The following is a 22,911-nucleotide window of genomic DNA, read 5'->3' on the forward strand; positions in this document are numbered from 1 at the left end:
GATAAGCTGTTTAGCGTCTAAAGTTTATAAATTCCAAAACCCTAGCCATGCTTGGTGAGGTGCGTTGGCACAGAGGGAATCGGAAATATCTGGTTTCTGAGAATAACCATTTGGCAAAAGTTTGTAAAAGACTGAAAGTTACAAAATACCTACAACTAAAACTTACAGTTGGTTACAGCTGACTGGATTTTTAGTTATTTAACCCGTTTTAACTGACTTCAGCTACTAGTACAACGCGCCGTAAATAGCGCAAAGTCGAGCCAATCCGTTGGTGGGGTTCCCCCACTTAAAGGAACTGGCGTTGAGCGGCCGGAACCGCCGCTCAGACTTTGCAAGACGAGCAACCATTTCAAATGGCGCAAAAGCCCGGAATACAATTCTTTTGAATGAGTGACTTTTGACTTCCGCCTTGCGGTACTAGTCCCATAGCTGAATTGTATAATGTGTCAAAAGTTTTTGCCAGAAGTCTTTTGTGAAAATTACTTTTTTGAAAGTAAATGCATAGCGGTGAAACAGCGCTAAATCTTTGCAACAAATGAATCGGCTGTAGGGACGTACAGATATACGCCCCTACTTGGAAACCCAAGAAATTCCAATAATTATATATACAGATGTTCGCTCTTCCACAAGGTCTTGTAGCTACCGAAAAAGATTGAGCAGCAGAATTTAGTTGATATTGTGTGAGGAACAAACAACCCATGTCTAAAGTTTTGTGGAATTATTTGCTAGTAATTCCTACTTTGTTCGGTGGCCTCGTAGTCCTGTCTTCAGCTACACTCGCTGCTGAAGTGGAAAAGACAGCACAGCCGACACAGCAAGTAATACCAATTGAAAAGATTACCCCAACTGCCATTACTCAAAGTACTTCACCTGAATCATCTTTTGAACCTTCTCTTAGCACATCAAAAGTTCCAGTTTCAGCAGTACATAGCGATCGCATGGAGCAAGTTACATCTGTTTCCCAACTATCTGATGTTAATCCTAAAGATTGGGCATTTCAAGCATTACAGTCTTTGGTTGAGCGTTATGGTGTGATTACGGGATATCCAGATGGCACATTTAAAGGTAATCGGGCGCTGACTCGTTATGAATTTGCCGCTGGCTTGAATGCAGCCCTCGATCGCCTCAACGAATTGATTGCTACTAGTACTGGAGAGTTGGTACGAAAGGAAGACTTGGCTACTCTGCAAAAGCTGCAAGAACAATTTGCACCTGAACTCACCGCCTTAGGCAAAAAGATAGATGCTTTAGAAACGCGTCAAGCTAAGGTAGAAGCTAATCAATTCTCTACAACTACCAAACTGCTAGGTATTGCCCAATTATTCATAGGTGATACTTTTGGCAATGGTGTCAGTAGTAACAGGGATAACACCAACGTCTTTTTTAGCTACCGTGCTACACTTGCGCTACAAAGTAGTTTTACTGGTAAAGACCAGTTGACCACTAGTTTAACAGCAGCTAATGTTCCTAGTTTGACAGGAGTTTTTACAGGAACTCCAGAGACCCGGTTTAATACTGAAAGGAATACTTTTTACACGGACAGTTCTGTTTATCTTGACAGATTGTTCTATCGTTTCCCACTTGGAGCTAAAACCACTGTGTGGATAGGCGCTAGAACACTCCAACCGGTTACTTTTGCTCCAACGCTAAATCCCTTGGTTGGTAACGCCCAAACTGGTACTCTCTCGCGGTTTGGACTTTTCAACCCTGTAATTTACCGACCCGGCTTTGACGGTGCTGGTGCTGCTTTTGCTTATAAGTTTAATAATCAACTCCTACTCAACGCAGGTTACATAGTAGATGACGGTCTAGCTAGTAACCCCGCAGGCAACGCAACCAACAGAGGAGGACTCTTTGGTAACTCCTATGAGGCGCTTAGTCAACTAACCTTCACACCCAATCGCAATCTAGATATTAGTTTCGCCTACGCCCGCAAATACTTCCCTGCCCCTATCGCCGTTGGTACTGGCCCAACTGCTGCTTTTGGATCTGGTTATAACATCACTGGTGGTACAGGTACTACTGTCGCTATTCGTCCTTTTGGTGCCGCTCCCACCTCATCCGATAACTTCGGACTGCAATTCAATTGGAAAGCCAGTAGTGTAGTTAATGTAGGTGGTTGGTTTGGTTATACCCTTGCTCATCAAGAAGGTACCAATAACGATGCAACCATAATTAATGGTGCGCTTACCTTAGCTTTTCCAGACCTGTTTAAAAAAGCGAATCTAGGTGGGTTGGTCTTTGGTGTACCGCCTAAAGTCACTAGCAATGATATAACAACTCGCACAAACAAAGATACCTCCTATCATCTAGAAGGTTTTTATACCTATAGGGTGAATGACAACATTAGTGTGACTCCAACTGTGTATGTAATTCTCAACCCCGAAGGAAATTCTGCCAATGATCCAATTTGGGTAGGTGCTATACGTAGTACATTTAATTTCTAACTATAGACTTTTTTCTCTCTCCCTACTTCAAGGTCAATACTTGTCTACATTTTGAATAGTAGCATCTTCTAAATTATCTAGTTTGTCAGAATTGTTCGTTAAGTTGGAGGATTTGTAATGTAAACCACCTACCTCAGCTAAAGTATAGAGGGGCCTAGCTTTAACTTCTTCGTAAATCCGCCCTATATATTCGCCTAAGATGCCAACACTGACTAACTGCACAGATCCCAGAAAGAAAATTGCCATCAAAATAATTGTAAACCCAGTTAAAGGCGAATGGGGGAGAAAAAGACGCCAATACAAGACTAATAAAGCCATGAAGATAGCCGCCACCGCTGCTACTAACCCTAAGTAGGTTGATAACCGCAGTGGCACTATTGAAAAGGATACTAGACCATTAATGGCAAGCGCCAAGGATTTGCTGAAAGTGTATTTAACTTCCCCAGCAAAACGGGGGTTGCGCTCGAACCGAATTGCTGTTTGCTGAAAGCCAACCCAAGAACGCAGACCACGAATGTAGCGGTTGCGTTCTGGCATAGAATTGAGAATATTTACGATCTGCCGATCCATTAAACAAAAATCACCAGTATCAGTAGGAATCTCTACATCTGCAAGCTTCTTGAGAAGGCGATAAAAGAAGTAGGCAGTAAAACGCTTAAACCATCCTTCTTTGAGGCGTTGAGTACGTTGAGCGTAGACGACTTGATAGCCCTGTCGCCATTTTTCAATCATATCTGGGATTAGTTCGGGTGGATCTTGTAAGTCAGCATCAAGGATGACGATAACTTGACCCCGGACAAAATTAAGACCAGCAGTAACTGCAATTTGATGACCAAAGTTACGAGCAAAGCTCAGATAGCAAATGCGCGGGTCTTTTTGATGGAGTTCTCGTAGTAATTGTAGGGAGCGATCGCGGCTACCATCATTGATTAAAATTAATTCTACAGGACCATCCATCCGATTCATTACTGCACTGAGTCTGCGGTAAAGTTCAGGAATAATTTCTTCTTCATTATAAATTGGAACAATCAATGAATACTTTGGTATCATCTAAAAATCCCGTTTAATTTTTGAACAGACAAGCTGACGCACTGCTTGTCATAATAAAGGTTTGGTTCTCAGTATACCTAGCAAGACTCAAGTCAGATTATCATAATTTATTTATTCTTCGGATTTGTGTAATCTGAAGATTCTGATTTTTTCAGGTTTTCTACAGCTTTTTTGGGAAAAGTCCGACGATGGCGATACCAAGTAGACCCTCCTACCAGTATTCCAGATAAGCCTAAAGCGAGTAGTAACGGCAAGAAATCGCCTGTATTGACTGCCTTTAGACCAGAACTACCTAGTAGTACAAAAGGTAAGACACTAGGAACAGTACCAAGTGTTGTACCTACAACATAATCTTTAAAGCTAATCGAAGTCAGTCCAGCGACAAAGTTGACCAAACCATATGGCATGATCGGTACTAGTCGGATAGCAAACATATAAAAAAGCCCTCCACGACGCACCTCAGCATCCATAGCTTGCCAGCGTCCTGCTAGTCGGTTTGCAACTGTTTTGCGTCCAATAGTCCGAGTAAAAATAAAGGCAATTATTGCTGCAATAACTGCTCCAACACTAGTCCAGAAAGTACCCAGCCAAGGGCCAAAAATTGCACCTCCAGTCAAATTAAGCACTGTTGAGGGCAAAACTAACATAGTTGCCACAACGTACAAGGCAACATAAATAATAGGTGCCCAGATTCCAGAAGATTTCAGCAATGCTTGAATTTTTGCTGGTTCAATACCGCCAATCAGATATAATGCTACACCAGTTGCAATAATGCAACTCAATGTAAGTAATAAAATACCAGTTTTTAAGTTCCACACTAGAATACTCCTACTTTTTTTCTAACACAACCTAATTTCTCTCAATTTACCCTTTCATTAATTTTTGAAAATCCTGCTTTTGGAAAGCAGAATAAATTAATGAATTAAAAATAAGTGAAGTTATTCGCTACTTTTAGTCCGCCAAATAATACAGCCTTCAGAATAATTGCAAAAACTCCTCTCTTATCTCTTTTCTCAGTTTTTAAAATTATAATTTTAAAACCTCTAACTTATTAGTCAAGCTAGATGGTTCAATATCAATCTTATTAGCATTTTTATCTAACATATCTACTACAATATAACCTTGGGTATATTTGTCTGTAGCCAAGAAATATCTCTTTATTTCATTTATTTTTGTTTTCCAACCTTGGAAATAACATATAAATTTATTCTTTTTATTCTCTACAACTATGACATTTATATATACAGGTTTAGGTTTAAAAGCAGATTTTTCTTGAGCTTCAATAGTATCGTCTGTAAAAAGATTTGTTTCTTCATACTTTACCTTTGTATCTTTTGACAGAAGTTGCATTTGAACCACTGCCGGAATCGTATCCCCAATTACAAAAATTGGCTTATTTTTTGGCTCTAATTGTTGTAATTTGTTACCTAGTTGTTCTGCTGCGTAATAGTATTTCTTCGACATTGATACAGAATAGGAATATTTATAGCTGATCAAAACAGAACATGTTAAAATTGCTGCGAGTGCTACTCCTATATTTCTATTATTTTTTACAAAGGATTTTACTCTTGGGAAAATATCTGCTAAGAAAATTGCCATACTAATTGCTGCAACAGGAGCTAAATAGATAAAATGACGGGGTGGAGCAGCATTGGGTAGCCAAAATATATAATTTAATAAGACTGTTGGTAAGATAAAAAACAAATTTGAATAACTACGTTGTTTATACACCAGATAAATACAGGAGATCACAAATATCAGACAAATTAAAGGATTTAAGCCCCAAATAAAAAGTAGGTTACCACGCAAAAAATTATCAACGTATCTAACAGGATTATTCCATAATAAAAGTTGATCAAGTATTCCATTACTTTCTTGACCAACAATCACTGGAAGTTGAGATTGCATTACTTTAAAAATAATTATTGGAAAAACACTATATAAAATGGAAGTAGAAATAATCTTTTTAAAAGGATAATTTTCGAGAAAAAGACAGGCTGGAATTAGAGGAAACATTAGGATTGCATCAAGCCTGAACATTAAACATAAAGCAAAAGCAGCAATAATTAGTACATCTAATAAAATTAATTTATTCCATCCTAATCTCAATGATCTTAAGAACGAGCGATAACCAATCAAGGCTAATCCTATGAACATGAATAATACAGCTTCAGTCATGGGATGTCCATATTGGCTGGTTGCCCTCCAAGCTGGGATCGATATTAGTAATATGTTTGCTAATAAGGCTATAGTTGTTCCCCAATATCTCCTAGCTAAAAAGAACAAAGGTATAATCATCAAAATAGCACTCAAGGCATTTATATAGTTCATAAAAGGAACTATCAGAGCCAAATTTGTTTTAAAAATTGGTCTAAAAAAATCTAATAATACAAAGTATGCAAAAGAAATATCACGACCATAAAGCATACTGCTTCCTAATGGTTTATTAGATGTGATCGAGTCAATAACACCCATTGCCATGCGGAAAGTATCTCTCTCACCAAAAGTATCTTTGTATACAATTGTTAAGTAAAATATACTAGCTAACCCTAGTAAAGCTATAATTACTAAATGTGTATTGTTTTGTTTCATAACTATTCAGTAGCAGGCTTCATTGTAACTCTACCATAGAGAGTTAAATTCAAAAATATTTTTAAGTAAAAGTTGAGTTATATCAAGTAACCAGCTTTTTGAAGGTGTCTGATTTATATCTTTTTTATCAGCTAAAATTTGAGAAATAGGGAGCTTTTTTTGAGTTAGGTGTGCTTTGGCTGCTCTTTCTCTGGATCGCATGGATGATCACGAAAAGCTTTCAATTTAACCCTCTTCTATCAAATTGGCGAGATAATAATCTATAACCCTTATAGCGTAAGACTTTTACCATAAACTTTGATTTCAGCCATTCTATTAGAAAATAAACGCTCAAATTCTCGCTCTATGTAAAGTTAAAAAAGTGGCTCTTATTTTTATTTTTCTAAAGTGATTAAAGAGGGCTAATTTTACCAGCCCAATGTTTGAGAACTTTCGATAAACTGAAACACCTATTTCTTTAACTGATGTCTTTTCTTGATGTTGTATCCATCAATACATATCACCAGATTTTTCCTTTACCCATTTGCGTTCGGATATGAGCCGTGTATCCAAACTCTACCGCTATGTCACAGACTTCTCCGTAACCATAACTTTTATTCAAGCACAGACCTTGGGGAGTAGACTTTGAAGATGAAGGTCATCCGACAATATAGCGATTCTTGTTTACGTAAAATACATCTGTAAAGGCACGGCAATGCCGTGCCCCTACACCTGGCGATATAATGTTGTACCGCATCTCAATGAGAACCGCTATACAAGCTTTTGACAAAACTTGTATTCTGCACGACAGCCATCTTTGCTCCAAAAGTGTAATGATTACTAGGATTATCCGCAAAAAAGTAAATTTTGTGGGTAGTTATTTTTTATGAATCGTTAATCTACACTGGTTTTTTAAATAATTTCCTGTAAAATACTGATTACAAACTACGGTAATTGCGTCGAGTTACAGTAGTTTTTAGTCCCTTATACCCTGACAAACATGCAAATTCTCTGGTTTATTCCGACTGGATCTCATAATGGACGCTATTTAGGCACAGATATTGGCTCTCGTGTCGCCACACCTGATTATTTGCAGCAAATTGCCCAAGCTGTGGATAATTTAGGCTACACGGGCGCATTGTTACCCACAGGGAGTTCTTGTGAAGATGCTTGGATAACTGCTGCCGCTTTTATATCTGTCACCAAGCAGATGAAATTTCTAGTGGCAATTCGCCCAGGAATTACTTCCCCAGGTGCTGCTGCCCGGATGGCAGCAACATTTGACCGAATTTCTAAAGGAAGATTGTTGATTAATGTGGTTACAGGTGGAGATCGTGTGCAACTGGCTGGGGATGGCTTGCATCTTAGTCATGACGATCGCTATGATTTAACCGATGAATTTCTCACAGTTTGGCGGGGTATAGTCAGCGGAGAAACAGTCGATTTTAAAGGAAACTACCTGGATATCAAAGGTGGTAAACTCCTATTCCCACCAGTGCAAAAACCCTATCCACCCTTATGGTTTGGTGGCTCATCTGCTGCTGCCAAGCGGGTTGCTGCTAAACATATAGATGTTTACCTGACTTGGGGCGAACCTCCACAACAAGTGGCCCAAAAGATTGCTGAAGTTCGGCGATTGGCGGCTGAACAAGGTAGAACAGTAAGTTTTGGGATTCGCTTGCATGTAATTGTGCGAGAAACCGAGTCTGCGGCTTGGGATGCTGCCAATGAGCTAATTAAGTATGTGGATGAGGATGCGATCGCAAAAGCTCAGAAAAACTTGGCTAGTTCTGATTCTGAAGGACAGCAGCGCATGAGTCAACTACATAGTGGTAGTCGAAAAGCCTTAGAGATTAGTCCCAACTTGTGGACAGGAATTGGATTGGTGCGGGGTGGTGCTGGTACGGCCTTAGTTGGAGATCCCGACACTGTTGTCGCTAAGATGCTGGAATATCGCAATTTGGGCATAGAAACCTTTGTGTTCTCTGGATATCCCCATTTAGAAGAAGCGTATCGCACCGCTGAATTATTATTTCCCCGTCTACCTTTGCAGAACCAATCTACACCGCTAACACCACCAGTCTTGAGTACTGTTAGCGAAATACTTGGCAATGAAAAATTTACTAAACAATTAACGAGTGCCTCATGACTATGCCAATTTTAAATTTTTGATTTGGGATTTTGGATTAAGCAAAAACACCAAATTTAAAGTCTAAAATTTGATGCTTCTAGATTTATGCTTGTGGACAATCTAAAATCTAAAATCTAAAATCCAGAATTCCATGACTACTACCTTTAAACACACCAAAAGTAACAATAATATATCCCTGAGCGAGGTGTTAGACAACCCGCAAATCGAGAAAATAGTTCCCTGGATTGTCCCCGTTCTAGTGCTAGTACTTTGGGAACTTGCTTCCAGAACTGGTTTCCTCTCAACTAGAATTTTACCAGCCCCTAGCGGTGTAATTGCTACAGCGATTAAACTAGCTTCCACGGGAGAACTTTTTCACCATATAGGAATTAGTGCTGGGCGGGCGATATCTGGTTTTATAGTTGGTGGTAGCATTGGGTTCGGTTTGGGATTGCTCAATGGCTTTTCCCGTGTAGCAGAAAAGTTATTAGATAGTTCCCTGCAAATGCTCAGGACTATCCCTAATTTGGCATTAATTCCGTTGGTAATTCTCTGGTTTGGGATTGGCGATCAAGCCAGATTATTTCTAGTGTCTATGGGGGTATTTTTTCCGTTATATCTCAATACATTTCATGGCATCCGTAGTGTTGACCCTGGACTGGTTGAAATGGGAAAAGTTTATGGATTGAAAACACCACAACTTCTGTGGCAAATCATTTTTCCAGGAGCTTTATCTTCTATTCTGATTGGTGTCCGTTATTCCTTGGGGATTATGTGGCTAACATTAATTGTGGCAGAAACGATCGCGGCAGATTCTGGTCTTGGTTACATGGCAATGAATGCCCGTGAGTTTATGCAAACTGATGTTGTGGTCTTGAGTATTGTGATCTATGCACTTCTGGGTAAATTAGCAGATGCTATTGCCAGAGGATTAGAAAAAAAATTCTTGGCTTGGAACCCCAATTATCAAAATTAGTAAATGCTAAAGTTACCAAAGTCAAAATTTAAAATCCAGAATTTTAAACTTTTGACTTAATATTCATTTTGAATGTGATTTGCTTTCTTCAACATCTCATCAAATAATTAAATCCCGATTGTTCTAAAAAAGGAGATTTTGCGAGTGAGTACTAATGTACAAGGTACACAACTAAGTATTTTGGATTTGACGAAAGCTTTCGGCAAGAAAACTGTTTTAAACTTGCTGAATTTAGAAGTTAAAGCAGGTGAGTTTGTAGCCATTGTCGGACGTAGTGGTTGCGGTAAGAGTACCTTATTACGTCTTGTGTCAGGATTGGATAAAGCGACTTCAGGCGGAATACTACTAGATGGAGAACCCTTGCGTAGACTCAGCCGCTCCGTAACAGTGATGTTTCAAGATCCCCGCTTACTGCCGTGGAAGCACGTTGTTCAGAACGTGGGGTTGGGCTTGGAAGGTAATTGGCGTGAAAAAGCTTTGTGGGCACTCGATAAAGTCGGACTCAAGGATAGGGCTGATGAGTGGCCATATGTTTTATCTGGTGGGCAACGGCAACGGGTATCATTAGCAAGAGCATTAGTTAGTCAGCCCCGTTTATTGTTGTTAGATGAACCTTTGGGAGCATTGGATGCTCTAACTCGCCAAGATATGCAAAATTTGATTGAGAACTTGTGGCAAGAGCGAAGATTTACTGCGTTTTTGGTTACTCACGATGTGGAAGAGGCTGTGGCGTTGGCAGACCGAGTGATAGTGATTGAAGAAGGGCAAATTTCTCTGGATCTGCCTGTGAGACTTTCACGCCCGCGAGATAGAAGTAGTGAAGCGTTTGTCAATACCAGAGAAGTAATTCTAAAGCGAGTAATGAGCCATGAAGTTACTCAGCCAAATAACCAATTGTTGCAGTTTAGTAGTTGAGATTTAGCTTTCGTTAGTTGATTAATATAATGCTTGAGGTAGCTGCGGTAAAATAGGCTACTTCGAGATTAAAACTTCCTCTTAAAAAGCAGCTATAGCAATCGAAAGTTTTTTATGAACACTCAAAATACCTCTCAAGTCTTCTCTCTGCGACTCTAGGTGATTTTTTCTATATTTACGACCTAGATAAACTATAAAAATAAGAATTATTAATTTATATCGCTTTATTAAATATAGCAATCCTATCTGAGTTGTGAAAAATGTAGATAATGAAACGAACCGCCAAGAACGCCAAGGACGCAAAGGGAAGAAAGAAGAAAGAGACATATAATTTTCACAAATGATTTAGGACTGCTATAGATTAATTTATGCTAAGAGAAAATGGGACTTGATTTTTTAATCAAACAGAGACAATTTCCAAAAATAGCCCTGTAAAGAAAGAAGAGGTAATCTACAATGAAGCTGATTTTGCCGCTTGATCTCGTTGCTGATATTGAGCCACTTCTACCGCCTGATACAGAGGTTGTCAGTGTAGATGTTGAAGGAAATTTAGACGGGGATGCTAGCGATGCTGAAGTTTATTTCAGTTGGTTTTTATCCAGAAGTCCGACGCTCCATAAAATAATAGCAGCAGCACCTGCACTGCGTTGGCATCATGCACCAAATGCAGGGGTAAATCACATCTTGACACCAACTTATTTGTCAAGAGATATTATCCTCACAAATGCAGCCGGAGTGCATGGGATTCTGATCGCAGAATTTGTAATCACTTATATACTGGCTCATGCCAAACACCTGCCAGAATTATATGCTTTACAGGCAGAACGTCACTGGAAAAGAGGTTTCGCTATCGAAGAGTTGACAGATGCAACCTTGCTAATTATTGGTGCTGGTGGTATTGGTCAAGAAATCGCCGCCCGTGCTAAACCCTTCGGCTTAAGAATTATTGGCAGTCGCCGTCATCCCCAAGAGCTACCAAATTTTGATAAAGTAGTGGGTGCTGATGAATGGCGATCGCTTCTTCCAAAGGTTGATTATGTAGTTATTGCCACACCACTAACTCCAGAAACCAAAGAATTTATTGATGAATCTGTATTGCGATCGCTCCCAAATCATGCTTATCTAATTAATATTGCTCGTGGTGGCGTAGTCGATGAATCAGCATTAATAAAAGCGCTCACAGAAGGTTGGATTGCAGGTGCAGCATTAGACACAGTTAACTCAGAACCGCTACCACCAGAAAGTCCTTTGTGGTCACTTCCTAACATCTTTATCACACCTCATACTTCCGCTCATTCACCAAAAAGTAAACAGCGTTCAATAGCGCTATTTATCGACAATTTGAAGCGTTACCAAGCTGGTCAGCCGTTACGAAATGTAGTAAACAAAGAAGCAGGATACTAAGGAATAAGAATTAAATAACATACAATTTATGTCCCTGACTTACCTCACCCTCAATCCCTCTCCGATATATTGGAGAGGGAAGCAAGATAGATGATAAAGTTTTGTATTTTATTTAATCCACGTTCCTAAGCAATTAAAAATTAAAAATGAAGAGGTTCTATGGCTTGGATTACACAATCCAAAATCCGTCTTGGTGCAGTCGCCTGCGGAGGGAAACCCGTCCGCAGCGCTGCACCGCAAAATCCAAAATCCAAAATTGAATGGGAGACTAGCAAATAGTGAAACTAATTTTACCTGATCATCTCATTCCTGATATTGAGCCACTCCTACCATCTGATATAGATGTTGTGGAGGTGGATAGTGAAGGTAATCTTGATGGTGATATTAGCGATGCAGAAGTTTATGTCAACGGATTTTATCTGAAAACCTCTGCCTTTGACAAAATATTGACAGCAGCACCCAAGCTGCGTTGGCAACAGTCACCGAGTGCTGGCGTGAATCATATCCTCACACCAACTTTTTTGCAAAAGGACATTATCCTCACTAATGGCGCAGGGGTTCACGCAATTCCAATTTCAGAATTTGTCCTGGCATTCATGCTCTATCACGCCAAGAATCTGCGGAAATTACAAACTTTGCAGGATGAACACACTTGGGCAAGAGGAGTGTTTCTCGAAGAGTTGGCAGACGCGACTTTATTAATTCTTGGTACAGGAAATATAGGTCAGGCGATCGCATCTCGTGCTAAAGCTTTTGGAGTCCAAGTTTGGGGTAGTCGCCGCAATCCCGAACCCCTACCGAATTTTGACAAAGTTGTGGGTGCTGATGAATGGCGATCGCTCCTCCCAACAGCCGACTATGTAGTTATTGCTACACCATTAACTCCAGAAACTAAAGGCTTGATCGATGAAGCTGCATTGCGATCTATGCGTCAATCTGCATACCTAATTAATATTGCTCGTGGTGCAATAGTAGATGAGACTGCATTACTTACCGCACTCCGTGAGGGATGGATTGCGGGTGCAGGATTAGATACGGTTGCAAACGAACCTCTGCCGCCGGAAAGTCCCTTATGGTCGTTGCCGAACGCCTTTATCACACCCCATTGTTCAGCCTTGTCGCCACGCTTGAGAGAGCGCATAGCACAACTGTTTATCGACAATCTCAAACGTTATCAAACTGGTCAACCCTTGCGGAATGTCGTAGATAAACAAGCTGGATACTAATACCAATTCAATTAATGAATCGGACAAATCCTTTGGTAGAGACTAGTACAGCGGGCGCGTAAATCTAGCTACCATCTCAATTCAGCAGACAAGGGGCAAAATCCTCTTGTTAAAGGTAGGCGTCAGTTTGCCTACCTGTACTAGCAATTACAACATCTCTACAATGATCTATTCAGTCATGCGAGGTTCATGTGACTATCCGCTATAAACGTCGTCAGATACTCCGCTGGCTTGGTGCGATGACAGGCACTACTACAGCACTGATTGCAACAGCTACTAGCTGTACTAACACTTCCACTCAAACTTCCTCCAATCCAACAGTTGATTTATCAGGGGTGACTCTCCGCATTGCTAAGTTTAAGGGTGGTTGGGATCTCCAGTTGAAGTTAGCTGGACTAGATAATTTTCCCTACAAAACTCAGTTCACGGAGTTTACTGGGGGTAATCTTATGGTGCAAGCAATCAATGCCAATGCCATTGATATTGCATCGTGTAGTGAGACTCCACCGATTTTTGCGATCGGGACTCAGGATGCGGTGAAGATTATTGCAGCCACTAAGGGCCCAACTATCGGACAAACTGTCCTTGTGCCAAAAAATTCTCCAGCTAAAACGATCGCAGACCTCAAAGGTAAGAAAGTTGCTTACGTCAAAGCTACGACAGCCCATTACTTCTTGATCAAGATGTTAAAGGAAGTTGGTCTGACTTTGAAGGATATTGATGCGATCGCTCTCTCGATCCCCGACGGACTTTCTGCCTTCAGGAAAGGTGATCTAGATGGCTGGGCTACCTACGGTTATTCGATCCCGCAAGCTAAAAAGGATGGCGCCAGAGAACTGAAGTCTGCAAAGGATATCTTGAGTGGTAACTTCATGATTGTAGCCGCTCCCAGTGCGATCGCAGATTCAGGCAAAAATGCTGCGATCGCTGACTTTCTCTGTAGGATTAAAAAGTCGCAAGCTTGGCGCGAATCGAATTTGGAAACCTGGGCGAAAAGTTATGCTTCAACCATTGGCATAGATGAAAGTATTGTCCTAGAACAAGCAAAGCAGGAAGAAAAACAACGCCATGTTCAAATTCTCCCTACCTCCGATGAAGCGATCGCCTCACAGCAAGAGGTAGCTGACACCTTTGCAGAAGCTGGTGTCCTCCCAGCTAAGGTTAGTGTGAAACCTCTGTGGGACACTACTTTTAATGATGCGATCGCTAAGTGTAGTATTTGACAAAGTATTAGGTATCGAGGCTTAGGAATAAGAATTAAATAACATACAATTTATAGCGGTTCCCATTCAAATGCGGTACAACATTATATTGCGAGGTGTAGGGGCACGGCAGTGCCGTGCCCCTACGCGTGTACCTCACGTAAAAGAGAACCGCTATATGTCCCTGACTTACCTCACCCTCAATCCCTCTCCGATATATTGGAGAGGGAAGCAAGATAAAGGATGAAGTTTTGCATTTTATTTAATCCACGTTCCTTAGGCATTGGGCATTGGTAAAACTCTTACTCAGTCCCCAATCCTCGATCCCTAATCACTTAACTTTCAGCACCGACTTACCTAATGATTGGCAAATAACATCATTTTGCGGTGTATGGATACGGCTGCACAGAACGTCACGGTAGTGACGCTCTAAAGGATTCCTTTTTAATAGACCAGGATTACCTGTCAGTTCTAAGGCAATCTCCACAGCCCGAATCGAGTTAGTTGTGGTGAGATATTTAACAGCTTGTGCCTGTAATCCTATGTTAGGTTGATACTCGTCCTTGTCAATATCTTCAGCCAAGCTATAAATCAATCTATTGTTAGCAAACAGCAGTGCTTCTATCTCACCCACAGCAGTTTGGAAGCGTGGCAGAGTTGCCAGTGGCTCTTTGAGATTAGAAGGCGATCGCTCCCAAAGATACTTAGCAAGCCAGTCTCGCGCACTAGTAGCAACACCGAGATATAAAGCACTCACTGTTAAACTGCCCCAAGTGGAAATCAGCGGATCAAACGATGGCGCAGCAGATATGGGGCTGATATTCAAGGCATACTCTGAGGGGATTAATACATTCTCCAAAATGAGATCGTGGCTGCCTGTAGCTCTCATCCCCAAGTGATCCCAGGTTTCGACAATTTGCAAACCGGGCAGATCGCGCGGAACCAGAAAACTTCCAACTTGTGGTTCATCCTCAGTTGTCCGGGCCCAAACAACAAAGTAACTGAGGATGGGACTGCCCGTGGTGTATTGCTTGTGGCCTGTTAAACGCCAACCCTCCGTTGTTCGTTCGGCAATTGTGGCAGGCAATCCGCCTCTAGCTGGTGTCCCTAACTCAGGTTCGACACGAGCCGCATTCAGCAGAGCAACGCCTTCAATCGATTCACGACACAGCCGCTTATATACTTCTGGATTCCAGCGACGGCTACGACCCGCATGGGCATGTTGGAGATAGTGCATTGTCAGTACTAGCGCGGTCGAAGCATCGCCACGCGCTATCCCTTCAATGACTCGGCAGATAGTTGGTAGCCCCAAATCCTGACCACCTAATTCCCGGGGAATCGTGAGGCTGAGTAATCCTGCCTCATGTAAAGCTGTAAAATTCTCGAAGGGAAAGGAACCATCTTTGTCGTGTACTCCTGCACGGGTGGCAAAGTCCTTGGCCAGAGCCTCAACCCGGTCGAAAATATTGGGGATTTGTAAGCTTTTGGCTACAAAGGTGTCTGGCACTGCTTGCTCCAACTGTGACATAAATACTCCTTCAAAACTCACTTTACTACTACTGAATTAGAAATATCTTGCAATAAAAAGGGATTGGGGACTGGGAAAGAATTCTTTTAATCTCTAATTTTTCATCTCTTTGAATGCATCTGAATTTTTACCCTGCCTTTGAAAGACATAACTTTGCAGCCGAGAGTAAACTCAAATCTTCTGAGACGGGCGAGACTCCATCTTGCGAAAAATTGATGTTCTTGCAAACTTGAGATGCTTCCATCAGAGTTAAGCGCTCGCAACTTTTTGTAGCCTAAATTATGCTTTATTTTCTTCCTCAGTTTCTGACCTTAAACTCAGGTCTTTTGCTGAACTTTAAGTATACTACTTAAAATAGATCGGAATTTAGTATTTAATAAGGTTCTGTAACTATGACACAAACTGTGACTTTACCCATAACTTTGCCGCTACTGGAACCATAACTTTGCCGTCAACAACACTATAACCCTCATTCTAGCGTCAGCTAATTTTGGATGAAATTGACAGTTTGGAAGCATAACTTTGCCGCCAGTCCGAATTGGAATGATAAGTTTGCCGTGAGTCCAATCAAGCATAGAAAGCAGGAAAGCGCCGGATTTTTTTAGAATGGAGCAGAAGCGGTTTATGCTGGTATGGGATAGAAACTTTCGACTATCCATCTGTTCTGAGTAACTACTGGAGTATTAGAAGATCCTCCTAACCACTGAGAACATTGCGAACAATAGCCTAAACTGGATTGCCAGCCTAACCAAAGTAGCTGGCGATGACAATGAGGACAATTTTGCACAAGAGGATGTTGATGTATTAAACAAGCTCTGACATCTTTAAATTTTTCTCAAAATTTCCATCTATGGCAGCCATATTAATTCAAAGTGAGGAATATGTAGACTTAACGTTTAAGCTAAGAGGCGCACCGATTCCTCTTGATAATGGTTATGTTATCTATAGTGCTTTGTCCAGTATCTGTCCTAGCCTTCACGAACTAAAGTCTATTGGGATTCATCCGATTGCTGGAATACCGACCAGGAACAATTTGCTTGAGCTAACTGCTCAATCTCGTCTAAAAATTCGGATTTATCATCAGCAAATTCCTTTAATTTATCCTTATTTAGCGGGTCAAGCTTTTCATATAGATCAAAATTTTTATCAACTAGATATTCCTGACTACAAGCCGTTAATTTATTCAGAAAGTGTCTATTCCAGATTAGTGATAATTAAAGGGTTCCAAGACTCTACTAACTTTATTGAAGCTGTGCAACGGCAAATGGATAATTTAGGAATACAAGGAAAAATTGAACTTCTTACCCGACAAGATGGAACACCTCAACGAAGACAATTAACCATCAATAAAGAAGGGCAACAGTTTAAAGTTAGAGGATTTGGCGTAAAAATCAGTGAACTCAATCCTGAAGATTCCCTAACCTTGCAAGAACAGGGCATTGGTGGGAAACGAAAGATGATGTGTGGAATATTTGTCCCAGCGACTCGCAGCAAGGAAGAAGAGGAAACCTGATGATAGTCTCTACCCAACCCAAAATTTCCCTATCTCTCCATGCTGCGGATATGACAATAACGCGTCGGAATGACTGGACTTTACATGACTTTAAAGCGATTGGAAAAGCAATATCGCTTATCTCGTCAACGGGGAGGACATATATCATGGTTTTTGACTGCTGATACTATTGAATTATTATGGGAAGGAAGTGATTTCATCGCCCTATCTTGGTTAATTAATGAGTCTTTTAAATTAGATGATACAGGTTTAATTCATTTAGCAGGATTAGACAATGATGCAATAGATTTAAGTCAGAAAATTTATATTCATGAGGGAATGTGTGCTGTTTTTATGCGACTTAATAAGTTTTATCAAGCAGGAGAGATAATTAACACTGAACTAACGTTTGAAGAAAAACAAGTCGAGTATCAATATAAATCCCTAACTTGGTACGCACATCAAAGCTTTGCAGAGAAGTTATGCGAGGCAGATACCCAACAACTCAGACATGATTACATTCAAATAACCAGTTGGTTGTATTTAGGGGGAATTGTTCGCCATGCTCGAACGCAGAATACTACAAAACTAGAAGAGAAACCTGAATACGCTTTAGCATTATTATTTGTACCAGTAGTTTGTCATTATTGCTTACTTCATATACCATCAGAAGACTTAAAAGAAAGGAAACCCCATCGCTACTTGGTGGTGATTCCAGAAATAAAGGATTTTGAAGACGCTTCTCAAAGGAGATGGCGATTACAGCAATTAGAAACATCAAGAAGAAATTTCATTAATAATTAAAAAAACACCTTGGCAAGAATTAAGAATTTGGTCCTTGTTAGCGATCGCCAGTTATAAACCCAAAGATAAACCCACCAATAGTGATGAGAGTTCATTCTCAAACAGTCAGAAATTAGAAGAAGTGAATGATGAGTCAGAAGAAGAATGACAATAATATTCCCAACTATTATCTTTACGGAACAGTCCTTACTCGTTATGGTTTAGCGTCCTTAAATCATGATATTAGACGAGGAAATAAGACTACTCTGCAAAAAGGCTACTGGAATGGTAAAATTCATTCTTTTGTAGGTTCAAGTGCGATTCGTTGGGCGTTACGTTTTTATCTTCAAAAGCAAGGTTATTTAGTTAATCGAGTTTGGAATGAGGACGAACATATTAATCGGTTAACAAGTGAAGATTTCGATCCAGAACAATTTTATGATGATGATATTTTTGGGTTTGCTTTATTGGAGTCTGCTGAAACAGAGGAGGAGACTTCAACAACAAAGAGAAAAAGGAAACAAACAAAACTTAGCACTCCTAATCAGCGAATGGGTGCTTTAGGGATGAATATGGCTGTTTCGCTAACGCCTTATGATGGTGCAGTCAAGTTAGGGGCAAAAAGTGGCAGAGAAAAGGATAGTACATCGCTTCATTTTACAGAATATCATGCAACTAGATATCAATATTCTTTTGGAATTAATGCTACTCATCTCAAAGATTTTTCGCGGATTTTACCTTTGATAGATGGGATTATGAATCTACCCAAGGTAGGAGGGAGTAGTAATATTTTTCATTATCCTTTCTGTCCCGATAGTTTGGTACTTCAATGGACAAATCATTTTGCTTCATATATTTCCTATTGCTTTGAATATTGCGATCCTAAGAGTAAGGAAGCAAAACTTACAAAAGAGTTTATAGATGAAGTGGAATGCGGACAGATTGACCCTAGTAAATTGTGGATTGGGGGAACAATTGTTAAGGAGTTACAACAATTGGATAGGTTTGATAATTCCCCTTTTAATAAGGCGCATATTTATCGAAATCGAAATGAACTGATTGAAGCTTTGAAAACAGTCATTAAAAGAGATTTGGGCATAGAAAAATCAAAATGATTGCACCATTAATTCTCTATTTGGATGTTCCATTTACGACTTTTCGGGAGTCCTATGCAAGGGAAATAGGAAAAACCTATCCTGTCCCTCCTCCAGCGACAGTGTATGGGATGTTGTTGTCTTTGGTAGGGGAAACGAATGTCTATCGCCACTGTGGGGTAGAATTGGCGATCGCGATGTTATCTAGCCCCAAAAAGTCGCGAGTTTTGCGTCAAATGAGACGCTTTAAGAATGCTGATTTTAGCCATCCAGCCTGCTCTAGTTAATCGGGGCTGGGATATCAACACTCAGATTCGAGAGGAAGTGACGCTGACAAAGGGTAGGGTGATTGTTAGGGGTAAGCTTGCAAGTCGAGGTGAGCAGAAACGCGCTGATTATGTGCTGTATCACAAACCCGGTGTACCACTGGCTGTAATTGAAGCTAAAGATAATAATCACAGTGTCAGTGCGGGAATGCAACAAGCGATCGCAACTGGCGAACTAATTGATGTACCATTCATCTTTAGCTCGAATGGCGATGCTTTTATGATGTGCGATCGCACAATTACCGAGGGACAGCGAGAACGGGAAATCGCCCTTGCGAAGTTCCCGACACCGCAAGAACTATGGCAAAAATACTGTAATTGGAAGGGAATTGACTCGGATATTCAGCCGATTGTTTCTCAAGATTACTATCCTAGTTCTGATAAAAAACAGCCACGCTATTATCAACAGATTGCTGTTAACCGCACAATTGAAGCGATCGCCAAAGGAGAAAATCGCATTCTGTTAGTGATGGCAACAGGTACAGGTAAGACTTTTACCGCTTTTCAGATTATCTGGCGCTTGTGGAAATCGGGGGCGAAAAAGCGTATCTTGTTTTTGGCAGATCGGAATATTTTGGTTGACCAAACTAGAGTCAATGACTTTAAACCCTTTGGCTCAAGAATGACCAAAATTCAGAAGCGACAGATAGATAAATCTTACGAAATTTATCTATGTTTGTATCAAGCAGTAACGGGAAATGAAGAGGCGAAAAACATTTATCGCCAATTTTCACCAGATTTCTTTGACTTAATTATTATAGATGAGTGCCATCGGGGAAGTGCGGATGAGGATTCGGCATGGCGAGAGATTTTGGAATATTTTAGCAGTGCAACGCAAATTGGCTTGACAGCTACCCCAAGGGAAACAGAAGAAGTTTCTAACAGCCTTTATTTTGGCGAGTCAATTTTTACCTATTCACTCAAACAAGGGATTGAAGATGGCTTTTTAGCTCCCTACAAAGTAATTCGCATTGACTTAGATAAAGACTTGAGTGGATGGAAACCCAAGCCAGGACAACGGGATAAGTATGGTAAACAAATTCCTGACCAAGTATTTAATCAGCGAGATTTTGATAGAACTCTGGTGCTAGAGAAGCGCACTGAGTTAGTTGCACGGATTATTTCTGATTATCTTAAATCAAGCGATCGCTTTGCCAAAACAATCGTTTTTTGCGAGACGACTGACCACGCAGAACGGATGCGGGTAGCATTAGTAAATGAAAATACTGATTTGGTGGTAGAGAATAGCCGCTACATTATGCGAATTACTGGGGATGATGCTCAAGGTAAAGCAGAATTGGATAATTTCATCGACCCGGAAAGTAAATACCCCACGATTGTTACTACCTCTGAGTTACTGACGACGGGTGTTGATGCTAAAACTTGCAAATTGATTGTTTTAGACCAGCGCATCCTATCAATGACTAAATTTAAGCAAATTGTTGGTCGTGGAACTCGCATTGATGAAGACTACGGCAAAATGTTCTTCACAATTATGGATTTTAAAAAAGCGACGCAGTTATTTACTGACCCTGATTTTGATGGCGAACCTGTACAAATTTATCAGCCTAAACCTGATGAGCCAATTAATCCGCCTGATAATGGAGACGATGAGCTAGTCATAGATGATGGTGAGCTTACCCGCAAGCAAAAGCGAGAAAAGTATGTAATTGCGGATGAAGATGTTGCAGTTGCTTTTATTCGAGAGCAATACCACGGCAAGGACGGTAAGCTGATTACGGAATCGATTAAAGACTATACTCGCAAAACGGTTAGCAAAGAGTATGCTTCATTAGATGCTTTCTTAAACAAATGGCATTCTACAGAGCAGAAGCAGGCTATTATTCAGGAGTTACAAGAATTGGGTGTACCTTTGGAAGCCTTAGAAAAAGAGATTGGTAAGGATTTTGACCCATTAGACTTGATTTGTCATGTTGTTTTTGACCAACCGCCACTCACACGCAAAGAAAGGGCAAACAATGTTCGCAAGCGTAACTACTTTAGCAAGTATGGCAAACAAGCCAGAACGGTTTTAAATGCTTTGTTGGATAAGTATGCTGATGAAGGAATTGAAGATATTGAAAGTCTGGATGTGTTAAAAGTTAAACCCATCAGTGATTTAGGCACTCCGTTAGAGATAATTAGTATTTTCGGTGGAAAAAAAGCTTATTTAGAAGCTTTGTCCGTACTCAAGTCAGAATTGTATCGAGTATCTTGACTTCCTAAATAGGATATGATTTCTCTTCTAGGTTAATTGTGCCAATCGGCGATCGCAGTCTCATATTATGTCAATCAGCACTACAATTAAGACTATTCAAGATATCATGCGGAAGGATGCGGGCGTTGATGGTGACGCGCAACGCATCAGCCAGTTAGTTTGGATGATTTTCCTCAAGGTTTTTGATGCCCGTGAAGAAGAATATGAACTGTTAGAGGATAATTATAAATCTCCGATTCCTGAAGGGTTGCGTTGGCGTAACTGGGCAGCAGATGCCGAAGGTATTACTGGAGATGCTTTACTAGATTTTGTAGACAATGCTTTATTTAAAACTTTCAAAGAACTGAGAACTACCGCAACTGATGCCCGTGGGCGGATGATTGGTAAGGTGTTTGAGGATGCCTACAACTATATGAAAAATGGTACTCTCATCCGCCAAGTAATTAATAAGCTCAACGAAGTTGACTTTAATAAACAAGAGCAGAAAAGACAGTTTAGCGAAATTTACGAGAAGATTCTCAAAGATTTGCAGAGTGCGGGAAATGCTGGAGAATATTATACTCCGCGTGCGGTAACAAAACTTATTGTAGATAGAATAAAGCCGCAATTGGGCGAAGTTGTCCTTGACCCTGCTTGCGGTACAGGTGGCTTTTTAACAGCAACAATTGATTACATTCGCCAAAATTTTCAAAGTGCTGATGTTCCAGAAATTCTGCAACGGACGATTCGCGGTACTGAGAAAAAGCCATTACCTTATAACCTTTGTGTAACGAATTTGATTTTACATGGGATTGATGTGCCGTTAGCAGAACATGACAACACTTTGGCACGACCATTGCGCGATTACAGTCCCAAAGAACGGGTGGATGTAATTATCACTAATCCGCCTTTTGGTGGGATGGAGGAAGATGGCATTGAGGACAATTTTCCCGCTACCTTACGTACACGAGAAACGGCAGATTTATTTCTAGTGCTGATTATCAACTTACTCAAAGAAGGCGGTAGAGGCGCAATAGTTTTGCCTGACGGGACACTATTTGGGGAAGGTGTAAAGACGCGCATTAAAGAAAAACTACTGCAAGATTGCAATCTGCATACAATTGTTCGTTTACCAAATGGTGTATTTAATCCCTACACGGGTATTAAAACTAATCTACTATTTTTCACCAAAGGGGAACCGACAAAAACAATTTGGTATTATGAACACCCTTACCCAGCAGGTTATAAGTCATACTCGAAAACTAAGCCAATTCGCTTTGAGGAATTTGCACCAGAGCAAGAATGGTGGGATAACCGCGAGGAGAATGAATTTGCTTGGCAAGTTTCAGTTGCAGATTTGAAAGCGAATAATTACAACCTAGATATTAAAAATCCTCACAAACTTGATGTAGAACACGCTGATTTAGATGAGATGTTAGCAGAGCATCAAAAACTCATGGCAGAGTTGGGTGAGGTGCGGAGTAAGTTGAAATTTGAGTTGATGGAAGCATTGGAGAGAGATGAGTGATGGAAAGATGCGGTTAGAATTGATTTATCTTCTCCATATAA

The 22,911-nt window shown here is 40.5% G+C and carries 17 protein-coding genes; 13 read left to right on the plus strand and 4 right to left on the minus strand.

The genetic code is table 11. The annotated features are described in order from the left end of the window. The first annotated feature begins 698 nt into the window (after positions 1-698). Positions 699-2,447, plus strand: a complete 1,749-nt coding sequence (locus V7K35_RS24400) for an iron uptake porin (protein WP_335082415.1) — start codon at positions 699-701, stop codon at positions 2,445-2,447. Between the two features lie 33 nt (positions 2,448-2,480). Here the strand turns inward: V7K35_RS24400 and V7K35_RS24405 are convergent, their stop codons facing one another. The 3 genes from V7K35_RS24405 to V7K35_RS24415 form a co-directional block, all read right to left on the minus strand. Beyond that, entirely contained in the window at positions 2,481-3,497 is a 1,017-nt protein-coding gene (locus V7K35_RS24405; protein WP_335082417.1) for a glycosyltransferase family 2 protein, read from the minus strand. Positions 3,498-3,604: 107 nt separating this feature from the next. Next, the gene (locus V7K35_RS24410) at positions 3,605-4,315 is read right to left on the minus strand and encodes a TVP38/TMEM64 family protein (protein WP_335082419.1); all 711 of its coding nucleotides are present in this window, start codon (positions 4,313-4,315) and stop codon (positions 3,605-3,607) included. A 208-nt stretch (positions 4,316-4,523) separates the two neighbouring features. Then, positions 4,524-6,089: a hypothetical protein gene (locus V7K35_RS24415; RefSeq protein WP_335082421.1), complete on the minus strand. Its 1,566-nt coding sequence runs from the start codon at positions 6,087-6,089 to the stop codon at positions 4,524-4,526. A gap of 979 nt (positions 6,090-7,068) precedes the next feature. Here V7K35_RS24415 and ssuD point away from each other — a divergent pair. The 6 genes from ssuD to V7K35_RS24445 all read left to right on the plus strand — a co-directional run bounded on the left by ssuD (position 7,069) and on the right by V7K35_RS24445 (position 13,943). Continuing rightward, the gene (gene ssuD, locus V7K35_RS24420) at positions 7,069-8,217 is read left to right on the plus strand and encodes an FMNH2-dependent alkanesulfonate monooxygenase (protein WP_335082423.1); all 1,149 of its coding nucleotides are present in this window, start codon (positions 7,069-7,071) and stop codon (positions 8,215-8,217) included. 133 nt (positions 8,218-8,350) lie between these two features. Continuing rightward, positions 8,351-9,175, plus strand: a complete 825-nt coding sequence (gene ssuC, locus V7K35_RS24425) for an aliphatic sulfonate ABC transporter permease SsuC (protein ID WP_335082425.1) — start codon at positions 8,351-8,353, stop codon at positions 9,173-9,175. 144 nt (positions 9,176-9,319) lie between these two features. Further along, the gene (locus V7K35_RS24430) at positions 9,320-10,090 is read left to right on the plus strand and encodes an ATP-binding cassette domain-containing protein (RefSeq protein ID WP_334795285.1); all 771 of its coding nucleotides are present in this window, start codon (positions 9,320-9,322) and stop codon (positions 10,088-10,090) included. 456 nt (positions 10,091-10,546) lie between these two features. Next, a complete protein-coding gene (locus tag V7K35_RS24435) occupies positions 10,547-11,494 on the plus strand; it encodes a D-2-hydroxyacid dehydrogenase (protein ID WP_335082427.1) in 948 nt (315 codons plus the stop codon). Positions 11,495-11,769: 275 nt separating this feature from the next. After that, a complete protein-coding gene (locus V7K35_RS24440; RefSeq protein ID WP_335082584.1) occupies positions 11,770-12,720 on the plus strand; it encodes a D-2-hydroxyacid dehydrogenase in 951 nt (316 codons plus the stop codon). Positions 12,721-12,911: 191 nt separating this feature from the next. Beyond that, positions 12,912-13,943 carry an ABC transporter substrate-binding protein gene (locus tag V7K35_RS24445; RefSeq protein WP_335082429.1) on the plus strand — a complete coding sequence of 344 codons (1,032 nt, stop codon included), beginning with the start codon at positions 12,912-12,914 and terminating at the stop codon, positions 13,941-13,943. Positions 13,944-14,253: 310 nt separating this feature from the next. Here the strand turns inward: V7K35_RS24445 and V7K35_RS24450 are convergent, their stop codons facing one another. Beyond that, positions 14,254-15,450 carry an acyl-CoA dehydrogenase family protein gene (locus tag V7K35_RS24450; RefSeq protein WP_335082431.1) on the minus strand — a complete coding sequence of 399 codons (1,197 nt, stop codon included), beginning with the start codon at positions 15,448-15,450 and terminating at the stop codon, positions 14,254-14,256. Between the two features lie 850 nt (positions 15,451-16,300). On the opposite strand from V7K35_RS24450, the gene cas6 reads away from it, so the two are divergent. From cas6 to V7K35_RS24480, 6 genes are all read left to right on the plus strand, one after another. After that, a complete protein-coding gene (gene cas6, locus V7K35_RS24455) occupies positions 16,301-16,963 on the plus strand; it encodes a type I-MYXAN CRISPR-associated protein Cas6/Cmx6 (protein WP_335082433.1) in 663 nt (220 codons plus the stop codon). An 84-nt stretch (positions 16,964-17,047) separates the two neighbouring features. Continuing rightward, positions 17,048-17,746, plus strand: coding sequence for a type I-MYXAN CRISPR-associated Cas8a1/Cmx1 (cas8a1, locus tag V7K35_RS24460; protein WP_335082435.1), 699 nt, complete (start codon positions 17,048-17,050; stop codon positions 17,744-17,746). Between the two features lie 125 nt (positions 17,747-17,871). Continuing rightward, positions 17,872-18,840: a CRISPR-associated protein gene (locus V7K35_RS24465; RefSeq protein ID WP_335082437.1), complete on the plus strand. Its 969-nt coding sequence runs from the start codon at positions 17,872-17,874 to the stop codon at positions 18,838-18,840. Next, complete coding sequence (gene cas5, locus V7K35_RS24470; protein WP_335082439.1) at positions 18,837-19,106, plus strand: CRISPR-associated protein Cas5; 270 nt, start codon at positions 18,837-18,839, stop codon at positions 19,104-19,106. The genes V7K35_RS24465 and cas5 overlap by 4 nt, the downstream gene beginning before the upstream one ends. Next, positions 19,072-21,363, plus strand: a complete 2,292-nt coding sequence (hsdR, locus tag V7K35_RS24475; protein WP_335082441.1) for an EcoAI/FtnUII family type I restriction enzme subunit R — start codon at positions 19,072-19,074, stop codon at positions 21,361-21,363. The genes cas5 and hsdR overlap by 35 nt, the downstream gene beginning before the upstream one ends. Positions 21,364-21,430: 67 nt before the next feature. Further along, positions 21,431-22,870: a type I restriction-modification system subunit M gene (locus V7K35_RS24480; RefSeq protein ID WP_335082443.1), complete on the plus strand. Its 1,440-nt coding sequence runs from the start codon at positions 21,431-21,433 to the stop codon at positions 22,868-22,870. Positions 22,871-22,911 lie beyond the last annotated feature (41 nt).

Source organism: Nostoc sp. (assembly GCF_036917275.1).
Taxonomy (GTDB): Bacteria; Cyanobacteriota; Cyanobacteriia; order Cyanobacteriales; family Nostocaceae; genus Nostoc.

What these genes read in the sequence shown, in the direction of transcription:
- V7K35_RS24465 (WP_335082437.1), top strand. Translation starts at nt 17,872, where the DNA reads ATGATGAGTCAGAAGAAGAATGACAATAATATTCCCAACTATTATCTT.
- V7K35_RS24405 (WP_335082417.1), bottom strand. Translation starts at nt 3,497, where the DNA reads ATGATACCAAAGTATTCATTGATTGTTCCAATTTATAATGAAGAAGAA.
- V7K35_RS24400 (WP_335082415.1), top strand. Translation starts at nt 699, where the DNA reads ATGTCTAAAGTTTTGTGGAATTATTTGCTAGTAATTCCTACTTTGTTC.
- V7K35_RS24415 (WP_335082421.1), bottom strand. Translation starts at nt 6,089, where the DNA reads ATGAAACAAAACAATACACATTTAGTAATTATAGCTTTACTAGGGTTA.
- cas6 (WP_335082433.1), top strand. Translation starts at nt 16,301, where the DNA reads ATGGCAGCCATATTAATTCAAAGTGAGGAATATGTAGACTTAACGTTT.
- V7K35_RS24480 (WP_335082443.1), top strand. Translation starts at nt 21,431, where the DNA reads ATGTCAATCAGCACTACAATTAAGACTATTCAAGATATCATGCGGAAG.
- ssuD (WP_335082423.1), top strand. Translation starts at nt 7,069, where the DNA reads ATGCAAATTCTCTGGTTTATTCCGACTGGATCTCATAATGGACGCTAT.
- ssuC (WP_335082425.1), top strand. Translation starts at nt 8,351, where the DNA reads ATGACTACTACCTTTAAACACACCAAAAGTAACAATAATATATCCCTG.
- hsdR (WP_335082441.1), top strand. Translation starts at nt 19,072, where the DNA reads ATGCTGATTTTAGCCATCCAGCCTGCTCTAGTTAATCGGGGCTGGGAT.
- cas5 (WP_335082439.1), top strand. Translation starts at nt 18,837, where the DNA reads ATGATTGCACCATTAATTCTCTATTTGGATGTTCCATTTACGACTTTT.
- cas8a1 (WP_335082435.1), top strand. Translation starts at nt 17,048, where the DNA reads ATGACTTTAAAGCGATTGGAAAAGCAATATCGCTTATCTCGTCAACGG.
- V7K35_RS24435 (WP_335082427.1), top strand. Translation starts at nt 10,547, where the DNA reads ATGAAGCTGATTTTGCCGCTTGATCTCGTTGCTGATATTGAGCCACTT.
- V7K35_RS24450 (WP_335082431.1), bottom strand. Translation starts at nt 15,450, where the DNA reads ATGTCACAGTTGGAGCAAGCAGTGCCAGACACCTTTGTAGCCAAAAGC.